At 51.2% G+C, this 13,322-nt stretch carries 14 protein-coding genes and 1 tRNA gene; 5 read left to right on the top strand and 10 right to left on the bottom strand.

The features are described 5' to 3' along the window. Positions 1-5: 5 nt before the first annotated feature. From LG201_RS00315 to LG201_RS00275, 9 genes are all read right to left on the bottom strand, one after another. A complete protein-coding gene (locus LG201_RS00315) occupies positions 6-482 on the bottom strand; it encodes a NuoB/complex I 20 kDa subunit family protein (RefSeq protein WP_226770197.1) in 477 nt (158 codons plus the stop codon). Between the two features lie 37 nt (positions 483-519). Continuing rightward, positions 520-876 carry an NADH-quinone oxidoreductase subunit A gene (locus LG201_RS00310; RefSeq protein ID WP_226770196.1) on the bottom strand — a complete coding sequence of 119 codons (357 nt, stop codon included), beginning with the start codon at positions 874-876 and terminating at the stop codon, positions 520-522. Positions 877-1,339: 463 nt separating this feature from the next. Continuing rightward, complete coding sequence (locus tag LG201_RS00305; protein WP_226770195.1) at positions 1,340-1,981, bottom strand: FMN-dependent NADH-azoreductase; 642 nt, start codon at positions 1,979-1,981, stop codon at positions 1,340-1,342. Between the two features lie 196 nt (positions 1,982-2,177). Beyond that, positions 2,178-3,497: a MocR-like pyridoxine biosynthesis transcription factor PdxR gene (gene pdxR / locus LG201_RS00300; RefSeq protein WP_404809703.1), complete on the bottom strand. Its 1,320-nt coding sequence runs from the start codon at positions 3,495-3,497 to the stop codon at positions 2,178-2,180. A 424-nt stretch (positions 3,498-3,921) separates the two neighbouring features. Then, positions 3,922-4,006: transfer RNA gene (locus LG201_RS00295), tRNA-Leu, on the bottom strand. A gap of 22 nt (positions 4,007-4,028) precedes the next feature. Further along, positions 4,029-4,361 carry a preprotein translocase subunit SecG gene (secG, locus tag LG201_RS00290; RefSeq protein ID WP_226770194.1) on the bottom strand — a complete coding sequence of 111 codons (333 nt, stop codon included), beginning with the start codon at positions 4,359-4,361 and terminating at the stop codon, positions 4,029-4,031. A 24-nt stretch (positions 4,362-4,385) separates the two neighbouring features. Beyond that, positions 4,386-5,144 (bottom strand): triose-phosphate isomerase, encoded by a 759-nt coding sequence (tpiA, locus tag LG201_RS00285; protein WP_226770193.1) that lies wholly within the window; start codon positions 5,142-5,144, stop codon positions 4,386-4,388. A 102-nt stretch (positions 5,145-5,246) separates the two neighbouring features. After that, complete coding sequence (gene recJ, locus LG201_RS00280) at positions 5,247-6,941, bottom strand: single-stranded-DNA-specific exonuclease RecJ (RefSeq protein WP_226770192.1); 1,695 nt, start codon at positions 6,939-6,941, stop codon at positions 5,247-5,249. Beyond that, on the bottom strand, positions 6,913-7,881 hold the full coding sequence (locus LG201_RS00275; RefSeq protein ID WP_226770191.1) for a hypothetical protein: 969 nt from the start codon (positions 7,879-7,881) through the stop codon (positions 6,913-6,915). Before LG201_RS00275 ends, recJ begins: the two co-directional genes overlap by 29 nt. Positions 7,882-7,954: 73 nt before the next feature. On the opposite strand from LG201_RS00275, the gene sixA reads away from it, so the two are divergent. The 5 genes from sixA (at position 7,955) to LG201_RS00250 (ending at position 12,799) form a co-directional block, all read left to right on the top strand. Continuing rightward, positions 7,955-8,407 (top strand): phosphohistidine phosphatase SixA, encoded by a 453-nt coding sequence (gene sixA / locus LG201_RS00270; protein ID WP_226771890.1) that lies wholly within the window; start codon positions 7,955-7,957, stop codon positions 8,405-8,407. Positions 8,408-8,444: 37 nt separating this feature from the next. Further along, positions 8,445-9,104, top strand: a complete 660-nt coding sequence (locus LG201_RS00265; protein WP_226770190.1) for a ParA family protein — start codon at positions 8,445-8,447, stop codon at positions 9,102-9,104. Then, positions 9,094-10,578 carry a CYTH and CHAD domain-containing protein gene (locus LG201_RS00260; RefSeq protein WP_226770189.1) on the top strand — a complete coding sequence of 495 codons (1,485 nt, stop codon included), beginning with the start codon at positions 9,094-9,096 and terminating at the stop codon, positions 10,576-10,578. The genes LG201_RS00265 and LG201_RS00260 overlap by 11 nt, the downstream gene beginning before the upstream one ends. 84 nt (positions 10,579-10,662) lie before the next feature. After that, positions 10,663-11,034, top strand: a complete 372-nt coding sequence (locus LG201_RS00255; protein ID WP_226770188.1) for a DUF6394 family protein — start codon at positions 10,663-10,665, stop codon at positions 11,032-11,034. A gap of 73 nt (positions 11,035-11,107) precedes the next feature. Continuing rightward, on the top strand, positions 11,108-12,799 hold the full coding sequence (locus LG201_RS00250) for a potassium channel family protein (protein WP_226771889.1): 1,692 nt from the start codon (positions 11,108-11,110) through the stop codon (positions 12,797-12,799). Positions 12,800-12,891: 92 nt separating this feature from the next. On the opposite strand, the gene arfB is transcribed toward LG201_RS00250, so the two are convergent. After that, positions 12,892-13,287: an alternative ribosome rescue aminoacyl-tRNA hydrolase ArfB gene (arfB, locus tag LG201_RS00245; protein WP_449810936.1), complete on the bottom strand. Its 396-nt coding sequence runs from the start codon at positions 13,285-13,287 to the stop codon at positions 12,892-12,894. Positions 13,288-13,322 lie beyond the last annotated feature (35 nt).

Below are 13,322 nucleotides of genomic sequence, written 5' to 3'. Positions count from 1 at the left end.
GTCGCTTACCGTGCAATCGTATTGGTACGCCGAATTTTGCTTTGCAGCTGGATAATCCCGTAGAGCAAAGCCTCAGCTGTTGGCGGGCAGCCTGGGACGTAGACATCAACCGGGACAATCCGGTCACAACCACGCACCACGGCGTAAGAGTAGTGATAATAACCACCACCATTTGCGCAAGACCCCATGGAAATCACCCAGCGAGGCTCGGCCATCTGGTCATATACCTTGCGCAAGGCCGGTGCCATTTTATTCACCAGCGTCCCTGCCACGATCATCACATCAGACTGCCTGGGGCTGGGACGAAACACGATACCAAATCTATCCAGATCATAACGGGCAGCGCCCGCATGCATCATCTCAACCGCACAACACGCCAGACCAAATGTCATCGGCCACAAAGAGCCAGTGCGGGTGTAATTGATCACCGTGTCCAGCGTTGTGGTGACAAATCCTTTTTCAAGTACGCCCTCAATGCTCATACCAAACCACCCATCACAGCAAACAACAATCTCACGATCACTCCCACTCCAATGCTCCCTTCATCCATTCGTAGATAAACCCTACGACCAGAATGCCAAGGAAAACCAACATGGCGAGAAAACCAAACAGGCCTATTTCCTGCAGCACAACCGCCCAGGGAAACAGGAAGGCAATTTCAAGATCAAAAAGAATAAAGAGGATAGCGACAAGGTAATAGCGCACATCAAACTTCATGCGAGCATCCTCAAAGGCTTCAAAACCACATTCGTACGGGGAATTTTTTTCGCTATCAGGGCGATTGGGTGACACCAGCTTACCAAGCACAATAGGAGCAACACCGACAGCAAGGCCGACCATGATGAACAGCAAAATCGGAAAGTAATTCTCCAGCACGTTCAAATCCTATTCAACTCAGCTTCTACAAGCTGGAACATTAAGGTACGGCAGTGAACCAAGACCTGAGTTCACCGACACTCAATTTCCCATCCATACTTCAGCCAATGATTCCCACCAAAGGAATACACTTAAAAAGAGTATGGCCTTTAATCTCGCAAGGGGCAACCCATCACCGCAATCACTCAAAATGATAGATTCACTCAGCAATATACCCTGCATTTGTTAATGAATTGTAACACACAAATTACAATTAAACATCGCCAGACACAGCCAATGGCGGGGCATTGAGATTATTCACTGTTTTTATTGGAGTAATTAATTAATACCCTTACAAAATTTCAGATTAAATGAAAATCAATTAACTTTTTGTTACAAAAATAACCTTATCAGTTACAGGTTTTGTATCACAAAAAAATGGCCAGCCTACCCGCGCTGACCATCGTTTAAAGATTATGGATAGCTAATTGATATTACGGCCCCACTCGCTTGCAACAGCACCGAGATCATCATAAGCACGCTTAAGAGCCTCTTCACGGGCGACCTGGTCAGAGAATTGAAGCGGCTGTGCATCCACAAACCATGGAGATTCCACACCTAAAAAGGCAAATGGTGATGTGAGTGCCGGTGTCAGCGCATCCATATGTGACCACGGACTAAGCCCAGGCCGCAGATCCGCTCCCCTGGTGGTAATGAACAGCACTTTCTGGCGCGTGAGGTTGCCGGAGGTAGTGCCATCCGCATTGAAATTATAGGTAAGGTTGGTGCGCACCAAATTATCAATAAACGCCTTGAAACTCGATGGCATGGAAAAGTTGTACATAGGCATGGCAAATACGAGAATATCTGACATCAAGACTCTGGCACACAGGTGATCGGAATACTCCAGGGTCTGCTTCATGACTTCCGTCCTTTCCTCCGCAGGGGTATAGGTAGCTTTGGCAAACTCACCTGTGACATGGGGCGGCGTATCCACCGACAAATCAAGGTAGTCCACCACAAGCTCAGGTATCTGCTTTTTCAGCGAAGCTACAAAATAGGCAGAAAGCATCTTTGAATTTGACAGGTTGCTTTTAGGGCTAGCATCTACATGCATTAGTCTCATCTTGGTCATCTCTTTTGATCATGGTTAAACGTGTTGGCATCTTAGAATTTGCCGACCCGTCATTACAGAGCCAAAAAATTGATAAATGAGTAGGCCATGAATCACTATGGCCTATTAATAAATAAAAAAGAGGTGTGAGTAGATTGTCATTGCCACACTCAAATGGATTAATATCTACCAAGCATGCCAAAATGCCCTACGCAAAGCATTCTCGCAGTTGTCGGGCCGCATGCTCAGCGGTCTTTTCATTGGAGATATTGGTAAAACCGAGGATGAGCCCATTGTGACTGGAGTCTGCTGTCCAATTGGATAAGGCATGTATGCCATACCCGAGTTTGTTGAATCCAGTCACTATCGCCTTATCTGAGTCGTGGCCCATCAGCTTTGCCAACACATGCATGCCGTTTTTGTGTGTATTGATTTCGATCTTATCCTCAAAGATATTGGTCAATCCCTTACGGGTAATTTCCCGGCGTTCCGCATAGAGCGCACGCATTTTTTTCAGATGCCTTGAAAAATGACCTTCGGCAATGAAATCATTCACTATGAGCTGAGAGGTAATCGGCATACCAGATTGAAAAAGATGAGCCTTCTCTGCACACACATCTACAAGACTCTGCGGCAATACAACATATCCCAACCTCAGTGCAGGAAAGAGGGTTTTGCTGAAAGTGCCTGCATAAATAACGCGATCATATTGATCAAGACTCTTTAAAGAAGGCAGTGGGTAGCCGGAGTAACGAAACTCGCCATCATAATCATCCTCTATGACCCAGGCACCAGCCTTTCCCGTCCAATCAAGCAGCTGCATACGCCGCGACCAGGACAAGGCCATGCCTAGGGGGCTGTGATGGGATGGCGTCACTATCGCCAGCTTGGCTTCAGGAGACAATCTAATTCCCTCTGATACTATCAACCCTTCATGATCAACAGGCACCCGGACAAGATTGATCCCTAGCTCATCCAACAATTTTTTTGCCAGAATATACCCTGGATCCTCCATCCAGACATCCCTGCCCCCAAGGGACAGACACCTCACCAAAAAATCCAGCGCCCCTTGATATCCCATCGTGATAAAGATTTGCCCTGGTTCGCAAACCACCCCTCGGGATAAGCGTAAATAGCCTGCAATGGATTGCCGCAGTGGCAAGTATCCCAGTGGATCGCGATAGGAAAAATCACTGGCAGAAAGGCTGCGCATTCTTCGCGAGGCAAGCCTGGACCATATTTTTCTCGGAAATGCATCATAAGCCGGACTGCCCGGCAAAAATACATAGGAAGGACTGGCTGAATTCTGCCCAGCAATAGGCGATTTAATAGGGATTTTACTAGCGGCGGGGATTGGATTGCCGACCAGCTTGAACGGCGCGTTGATATATGAACCAGCCTGCCCTCTAGAGATCAAGATACCCTCCCCCAAGAGCATTGAATACGCACTCTCAACTGTACCTCTTGCCACATCCAGCTCACTTGCCAGTACGCGTGTAGAGGGCACCCTGTCACCATTGTTCAGCAAGCCACCTTCGATGGCCTCTTTAAACCTTGTGTATATCTGAAGGTGAATAGGCTCAGCGTCAGACTTATTGAGTCTAATTAACGTATTCGATGACTGCTCCATCATGGCCTAGTTAAATTCACAATTTATGATTCTTAATATTATGCCTTGCCCTGTTTAAATTGACGATGTGAGGCAGATTTTAAGTAAAAAGCATGAGCACGACCAAATGGAAGAAGACCGAGGCAGACATACTCCAGTACCATCCATTGATGGCGACATTAAGGATTAGCTTGAATGAGCCAAGAGAATGGAAGTGCTGTACTTAAGATATTTTCGGCGCTAGCAGACTAGCCCGACAACGAAAAATAAGGTGGAATAAAAAGAAAAAACCCGCCAGACGCTAGGTCTAATGCGGGTTTAGATAATGCTTGATATTATTCTTTGGTGCCGACGGTGAGACTCGAACTCACACAGCTTTCGCCACTACCCCCTCAAGATAGCGTGTCTACCAATTCCACCACGACGGCATGGGGCTTACCCCGAGAAATCTTACTGAGGAACATCCTTGGCTGAAGAAGGCTCAGCTGGCTTGGGAGCATCCACTACCGGAGAAGTTGTGGTGATTTTCTGCACCACACTATCTCCCTGCACGCGATGACTAGTCAAATAGGCCAGACTCAGACTCGTGACAAAAAAGATGGCAACAAAAATAGACGTTGCGCGACTCATAAAATTTGAAGATCCGCTCACACCGAACAAGCTACCTGATGCACCGCTACCGAAAGCAGCGCCCATATCTGCACCCTTGCCATGTTGCAAAAGGACTAGCCCCACCACACCGAGTGCAGCAATGACGTGTATTACTGTAACTAAAGTTTCCATTTCCCTCACATCCCCCTGCTTGCTTTAAAATTGACAAGCAGCGCGACAAATTCTTTCAAAATCAGCGGCATCCAATGAACACCTGCCAATCAGACCACCGTCTATATCCGGCATAGACAGCAATTGTGCCGCATTTATCGGATTTACGCTACCCCCATAAATGATTCTTACGCTTTCTGCAGCCCCAGGATGCAAAGCCGAAATCCGTTCCCGAATGAATGAATGCGCCGCTTGCGCCTGTTCTGGCGTCGCCGTTTTATTGGTGCCAATTGCCCAGACTGGCTCATAAGCCACCACCGCATTATCAAGCAAGGCACCTCCGGAAACGGACAGGACAAAATCGAGCTGATTGGCTATCGCATATTCCATCACGCCAGACTCACGCTCCTGCAAGGTTTCGCCAACACAAAAGATGGGGGTAATGCCAAAACCCTTGGCCACGGCAAACTTGCTGGCAATATTGGCATCACTTTCACAATAGGCATTGCTGCGCTCCGAATGCCCAATGATCACATAGCTGGAATCGAACTCCTTGAGCATGGCAGCACTCACTTCACCGGTGTAAGCGCCGGCACCATGCTTGGCAATGTTTTGCGCACCCCATGCAATGTTAGTGCCACTCAATATGGCTTGCGCCTGGAATAGGTAAGGATAAGGGACACACACCGCGAAATCAGCATGATCTATGCCACGCAGGTCGCGCACAAGCGTGTCCAGCAACGTCTTGTTCTGAGCAAGGTTGCCATTCATTTTCCAGTTACCGACAACCAGCTTGCGACGCATAAAAGACCCGAAAATTTTCCCGATATTACCGTGTGGCTGCCACCATGGTCAACGCAATGGCGCTGAACACTAGCAGTGGCAAGGCTTTCAGCATGGAAGGCATCAATCGACTGCCTGCCAGTGCTGCAAACACAATTGTACCGACTTTACCCCGCGGTATTCATTGATCTGCAATTGATACACAAGCTGTACGGTGTCAGGCAGAAACTCTTCCTGCCTAAAGAAAATCGCATCAAACTGGCTGCCTGACTTTTCCAGACTGAGTTTCAAGTGACGCTCACCCACAATACGCTGGCTCACCACACTGAATTCATCAAAAAACAAAGGAGCAGGGAAGCCCTGACCCCAGACCTGGCGCTCTATGGTGTGCGCCATATCCAGCGCCAGCTCATTGACGTTAAGCCCACCATCCACCTCAATCACTGCCTCCAGATCTGCGGGCGTGAGCAAACTGGATACCACGGCTTCAAATGCCAGGTTGAATCGCTCAAAATCAGCTTCCATCAGGCTAAGACCAGCGGCCATGGCATGTCCACCAAATTTCAACAACAATCCAGGATGACGCTTGGTGAGTAAATCCAGTGCATCACGCAAATGTAAGCCAGGGATAGAACGTCCAGAGCCCTTGATCTGACCATCATTGGCACGCGCAAAGGCTATCACCGGCCTGTGATATTTCTCCTTGATCCTGGATGCAAGAATACCGATGACGCCCTGGTGCCAGTCGGGATCAAACATACTCAGGCTGAAACGCCCCTCAGTATCAATATCATCCAATACCAGCATCGCCGTGTCCTGCATGCCGGATTCAATATTGCGCCGCTCCTGATTGAGATCATGCAATTGCTGCGCCATGCCTAATGCAGCTGCGGGATTCTCTTCGAGTAAACAGGCAATGCCCAGAGACATATCATCCAGGCGCCCTGCCGCGTTCAGGCGCGGCCCTATACTAAACCCCATGTCCTGGGCACCAGCCTTGAGATAATCTCGTGCCGCTACCTGGAATAAGGCCAGAATGCCGGGACTACATTTCCCGGCACGAATACGCCGCAAGCCCTGCTCCACCAAAATGCGGTTGTTGTCATCCAGCTTGACCAGGTCGGCTACCGTCCCCAGCGCCACCAAGTCCAGCAACTCTGTCAGGTTAGGTTCAGGCTGCGCTTCAAATCTGCCACGCAAACGCAGCTCGGCACGTAGCGCCAGTAACACATAAAAAATCACGCCCACGCCTGCCAGGTGTTTACTGGGAAACTCACAGCCGCGCTGATTGGGGTTGACGATACAGGCGGCCGCAGGTGTCTCTTCGGCCGGCAAATGGTGGTCCGTGACAAGCACTGTCATTCCCAGTTGATTTGCGGTCTCCACGCCATCGATGCTGGCAATCCCATTATCGACCGTCAAGATGATGTCAGGCTTACTCTGGGCGGCCAGCATGACAATCTCCGGCGTGAGCCCATACCCGTATTCAAAGCGGTTTGGCACCAAGAAATCCACTTGCGCTCCCATACTACGCAAGCCCTTGACGGCAACCGCCGTCGCCGTGGCCCCATCGGCATCATAATCGCCTATCACCAGAATACTCTTGCCTGCGAGGATGGCATCGGCCAGCCACCTTGCCATATCAGTGTTGTTGGTCAGCAACTCTGGCGGCAACAGGCGTGCCAGCGTGGCCTCCATTTGCGCGGGCTGGGTAATGCCGCGCCCTGCCAGCAATCGTGCCAGCGCCGGATTAATGCCTGCCTGACTCAACCGCTCAGCCGTTGTCGTATCAAAATGCCTGTGTATGATCTGTACCATTAAAATATGCTTCTATTGTCTGCGGCTTGCGCCAGAACTTCCAAAGATCAAGCGGCTGCAGCTGCAAGTGCAGCACCCGCTCATGAGTTGAGAAAAACAGATCCAGCTGGCTAAGCTTTCTACCTTTAAGGCTATCCAGCAAGACCTTGCTCCACTGCCCACCCAGGCTGCTGGTTCTGCAGACGGCGATGCTATCGGCCATTGTGTGCATTGGAAGCATAGCTAGCGCAAGCATCGCTGCAACAGGCATGCGGGCAGCCACTGCCATGCCACGCACTAGCACACTATCTGTCAGCAAAGGCCTGACTGGCTGTGCCGTTAAAGGAAAGCTACCTCCACCAGACAGCCACAGGCTATTCACGGGCAACTCACCGCGTGACTCACGCGCCTGATTGACTTCATGCTCGAACAGCAGCATTTGTACTTCATTGAGCAAGGTTCGCCATTGCCACGCAGATTGGCCTTGTGGCAAGAATGCCCTGACATCACGCCCGACCACCTCAGCCAGCAAGTGTGTATGAATACCGGGAGACGCTGGCAGCCTTAAATACCAATGCCCATCTGCAGCCAATGAAAACTGCAACTGTTGTGGCGCAAAATGCTGATTGAGTGAATCCAGCAAGGCCTGAGCCTCTCCTTCAGATAAGAGCAAGGGAGCAGGTAGATTAAGCAGGAAATGATCACGTTGTAGCAAAAAATTGACAGGGGTAGCCAGTAACCAATAACCCTCTTCAGGGGGCAAGTCTTGCCCCAATCGAGTCAGAGGTGCCAACGGCCAATCGGCCTGCTGAGCCACACTGAATAAGCGGCATAACTCAGCATCCATGGCATTGTCTAGCCATTGCCTATGGCCCGCTGCAAGCAGTCGTGCCAGTGCGGCATCTTCTCCCAATTGATGGAGATTTTCGGCAAAATCGGTCAGATAAAGTTGCAGTTTCACACAGATGTCACTTTGTCATGATGCAGGTTGAGCGCTAAGATAGAAAGCATTCTCTCCTTAAAGCTGCAATATGATGGATATTATTTTATGGCGCCACGCCGAAGCCGAGGAAGGTTTTCCTGACCTCGCGAGAAAGCTGACAGCCAAAGGCGAGCAGCAAGCAGCCAGAATGGCCGCTTGGCTTAAACAGCATATGCCTGAAAACACGCGCATCCTGGTCAGCCCTGCGCAACGCACCCAGCAAACCGCCCAGGCCCTAGGGCTGGAGTTTACCACTTTGGATGAACTCGCTCCCGGTGCATCTCCGCAGATATTACTGGATGCGGCTGGCTGGCCTTTGGGTAAGGATAGTGTATTGATCATCGGCCACCAGCCCACGCTAGGCATGGCGGCAGCTTATGCTATGACGCGCAGGCTGCAATACTGGAGCGTCAAAAAAGGCGCCATCTGGTGGATTTCAAACCGTCGTCGCGGCGAAGAAGAACAAACCGTATTGCGCGCCATGCTGACGCCAGAGCTGATTTAATGATCTACTTATCGCCCAATACATCTCTGGAGCAGTTTTGAGTACAGTCCTGATTGCCAACCCCAAGGGAGGGAGTGGCAAGACTACCCTGGCTACCAACCTAGCCGGCTACTTTGCCACCCGTGGACGCCATGTCGTTTTATCCGACATGGACAGACAACGCTCGGCTTTGCAATGGCTGGAGCGCCGCCCTTACAAGCTGCCTCTGATTCATGGACTGGACGGTCGTGGTGACCATACCGGCAGCCTGAGTGCAGACTGGAACATCGTCGACTCTCCCGCAGGCTTGCGCGGAGATAAATTAAGTACCGCAGTGAAACATGCAGACTGGGTCATCGTACCCATGCAGCCATCCGCTTTCGACATGGGCGCCACACGCGATTTTCTGCAAGTGCTGCGTGAAGAAAAATCCATCCGCAAGGGCCATACTTTTGTTGCGATGATAGGCATGAGAGTTGATAGTCGTACACGCGCCGCTTCTGCGTTGCAGGACTTTCTGGCAGAGTCGGGCTTTCCTGTGCTGGGCAATTTGCGCAATGCCCAGGTCTATGCCCTGGCTGCAGAACAAGGCGCTAGCCTGTTTGATGTACGTCCATCACAGGTAAGTCGCGACTTGCAACAATGGTCACCACTATTACACTGGCTGGTTAATGCCAGCAAACGTGCTGCAAAACAGGGAGGCAGCCATGCCAAATGAAATTGAACTCAAGCTGCGCATCGCCGTCAGCGATATTCCTCGCCTGCGACGTCATCCGGTCATCCGTCAACACCTCAGCGAAAAGGCTATTACCCGCAGACTGGTCAGCACCTATTACGACACCGAGGACCTGCAACTATTGGATAAACGCTTAAGCCTGCGGGTACGACGCATGTCTGGCGGCTGGTTTCAGGCAGTCAAGGCCGCTGGTCACTCACTGGCAGGCTTGCATCAACGTCTGGAATGGGAAGACATCATTGCCAAAGGTGAACCCGACTTCACCAAAATCATTGACCCGATGCTAACGCCGGTATTTGACGATCTGACATTACGCAAGGCGCTAAAACCCATCTTTACCACCGACATGCGCCGTACAGAGTGGCAGTTGCAATACGAAGGCAGCCATATCGAATTATCACTGGATGCTGGTCAGGTGATTGCGGGTAAACAACAGCAAGCCATGACCGAAATTGAGCTGGAACTCAAGCAGGGCGATATCAAACACCTGTTTGAACTGGCGCTGGCTTTACAGGCAGACATCGCGCTGACGATTGAAAATGTCAGCAAGGCCCAACGCGGATATGCCTATTACCGCGACTTTCCCTTTACCCCATCCCATGCAAAACCGACAGGGTTGACCAAGCAGGATAACCAGCAAGAGGCATTTGAGAAGATAGCCTGGGAGTGCCTGCGTCATTTACAGAGCAATCAGGAAATCGCACTGACAGGAGCAGACCCTGAAGGTGTGCACCAGATGCGTATCGCCTTGCGTCAGCTAAGCGCGGCGCTGAGATTATTTGGCTTGGCCGATGAGGCTCTTAAAGCAGAATTGGATTGGCTCAACACCTTGCTTGGCAGCGCACGCGACCTGGATGTGTTGCTGACAGAATCTCTGCCCAAGGCCAACCTGGATCCCGGCAATGCTGCCGGAATTTACCAGCGGGCGAGAACAGCGCAAAAACGCGCTTATAGCAGATTACGTGCGGGGCTGAATAGCCAGCGCTATCAACGCTTATTGCTGGTGTTGGGCCTGAGCGCGGCCAATGGTCTTGCACCCAGCAGGCATGCTCTCGCACACACCGCCAGCAGCAAACTGGAAAAACATCTGGACAAGCTACTGGTAAAGGGCAAGAAACTGCATAAATTGGCGGATGATGAACGGCATCAGGTTCGCATCAGTGCGCGCCGTTTGCGCTATGCGACTGACTTTTTTAGCCCTCTTTACCCAGGCAAGAAAACCCAGCGCCAGGCCGTGCAATTCAGGCATGCATTGAGTGCGCTGCAGGGACTGTTGGGCAAACTCAATGATCTCAGCGTCACACGCAACTTGCTGAGCCGCCTGGCAAAACGCGACCCTGCATTGCAGCCCACATTGAGTCATTACCTCGATTGGGCAAACAAGCATGAAAAACGCCATAAAAAGTCTTTGTCAGAGACATGGAAAGCCCTGAAAGAGGCAAAAAAATTCTGGTAAGGGTGCTCGATTGAGGAAAATCCACTAAACTCGCACCCATTCGCTGGTAGTAAATCACCTGACTGTTCATTTTAAGAGATCGCCATGAATCTGGAAAAAGTAGTGTTTGGGTTTTTCATCGTATTAGCGATGACCTTGAATTTTGGCTTTTTTATTGGTGGCAGCGATAACCCTATCCACCACCATATATACGAGCTATATGCTGCCATTGTGGTGAACCTAATTGCCACAGTGCTCAAATTCGGCGATCGCACCCAAATTGGTGCCATCCATCTTTCCACCAGCCTGGTCGCCGACTTACAACTGATTGCAGCAGCTGTGGTCTGGGTTACCGTCACGGCTGGCGATGATAGCGGCACCTCGTCGCGAGTGGTTTCACTCAGCGGTGGGGCCTTGCTGGCCAATATCACCTCAGTGATTCTGCTGCTGGCAGAAACCATTACCCTGCGCCGTTGATCCTGGCGCTCAGCCATCCCGGTGCAAACGGAATTCACGATTGAATAATATATTCTTCCTGATCCTGCGGCGCATGCGTGCGCCGCTGATCACGGTGATCATCACTTATACCATTGCCATCATCGGGCTGACGCTGATGCCGGGAATTGATGACAAAGGCCAGCCGTGGCACATGAGCATTTTCGAGGCGCTCTATGTAATTAGCTACACTGCCACCACCATTGGCTTTGGTGAAGTGCCCTACCCCTATAGTTCTACTCAGCGTTTATGGATGACATTCTCGATTTACCTGACCGTCATTCCCTGGTTTTATGCCATCGGTAAGATTATTTCACTGTTCCAGGATCCGGCCCTAAAGCAAGCGCTCACCACCACGAGTTTTGCCCGCGCCGTCGCCAACCTGCACGAGCCGTTCTACATTGTGTCTGGCTATGGCGAGACTGGCAGCCTGCTGGTCAAAGCGCTTGATCACAAAGGCATACGCGTTGTCGTCACGGAAATGAATCAAGACCGGGTGAATGACCTAGAACTGGAAGACTACCAGTTCGACATCCCTGCGCTATGCTCAGATGCCCAATTGCCCGACACCTTATTGCGCGCTGGCGTGCGTCATCCCATGTGCAAAGGGATCGCCGCACTGACCGACAATGACCACGTTAATCTGGCAGTAGCGGTGGGGGCAAAATTGCTCAACCCCAACCTGACAGTGCTGGCACGCGCCGAAGATGACGACGTCGCGGCCAATATGGCCTCTTTTGGTACCGATCACATCCTTAATCCTTACCAGCTATTTGGTGATCAACTTGGGATGGAAGTACATGCGATTGGTACCTATCTATTGCATCAATGGCTCACCGGGGTTCCTGGCGACACGCTGATATTGCCTAAAGTCCCGCCGATAGGTAAGTGGATTATCTGTGGCTATGGGCGCTTTGGTAAGGCCGTGGTAGAAAACCTGGAACGCGAGCAAATCACCACCGTAGTGATCGAAGCCGATCCAGAACTTACCCACTGTGAACACTGCATCGTCGGCAGCGGTACTGAAGCAGCTACCTTGATAGAAGCGGGTATCGCGGATGCGGTGGGTATTATTGCCGGCACCAATAGCGACATTAATAACCTGTCCATCGTCATGACCGCGCAAAAGATCAATCCAGACCTGTTTGTGGTGGTGCGCAAGAACCGCCGTTTCAACGAACCCCTGTTTGAGCATTTCAATGCAGACATCTCCATGGACACCAGCGACATCATTGCGCACGAATGTCTGGCTCGTATGATCACCCCCATGATGACGCACTTTCTCCGCCTGGTCCGTACCCAGGACAACAACTGGGCAAACCAGCTGATCAGCCAGTTGGTGGGTATCGTCGGAGAAAATGTACCCGATGCCTGGGGAGTCACAGTGGATGCAGAACATAGTCCGGCTGTCGCCAACCTGATTGCCTGGGGCCTGCCCGTCACGCTGGATGCCCTGACACGAGACCCTGCCAACCGCGTAAGGAAATTGCCATTAGTTCCACTGATGCTGGTGCGCAGTGGCCAATATGAGCTGTTACCCGCACTCACCACCCCATTATTGATAGGTGATCGCTTGCTCTTCTGTGGAAGCTCATCTGGCAAGGCTGCACAGCCTATATGCCTGAGCAACCATAAAACATTGACCTGGATCATCAATGGCAGGGAAATTGCCGATGGCTGGCTCTGGCGCTGGATGACACGAAAAATTAGCAGGCTGCGTAGAGCGCTCAAACCACCAGTCAAATAACCATCAAGCTATACCCACGGTCCTTATTAATACAACATCAGTGCTGCTCACAACCTTCATAGACAAACATTGTAGGCAAGACAGCATGGCACTCAGCCGTCAGTGACCTTGCGGCGCATCAGCTTTACCTCACCACGCTGACTTTTACCTTCCAGCCTGCGTCTTTGCGAACCTCGCGTAGGCTGGGTCGGCCTGCGTACCTTGGGCAATACGGCTACACTCGCCACCAGCGCATGTAGGCGCTCTAGGGCATCATCGCGGTTAAGCTCCTGGCTGCGATGAGTCTGGGCCTTGATGATGACCATCCCATCGCGCGTAATGCGATGGTCATGCAGGCGCAACAAACGCGCCTTGACTGGTTCAGGCAAGGATGACGCCTTCACGTCAAACCGCAGGTGAATAGCACTGGAGACCTTGTTGACGTTCTGGCCGCCCGCCCCTTGTGCGCGGATAGCGCTCAACTCAACTTCATGCAGCGGAATAACCAAATCAAAATAATCCATCATGCCACCGATAATATAAG

The organism is Methylobacillus gramineus (assembly GCF_020532675.1).
GTDB lineage: Bacteria > Pseudomonadota > Gammaproteobacteria > Burkholderiales > Methylophilaceae > Methylobacillus > Methylobacillus gramineus.
This window is presented reverse-complemented; position numbering and strand designations above follow the sequence as displayed.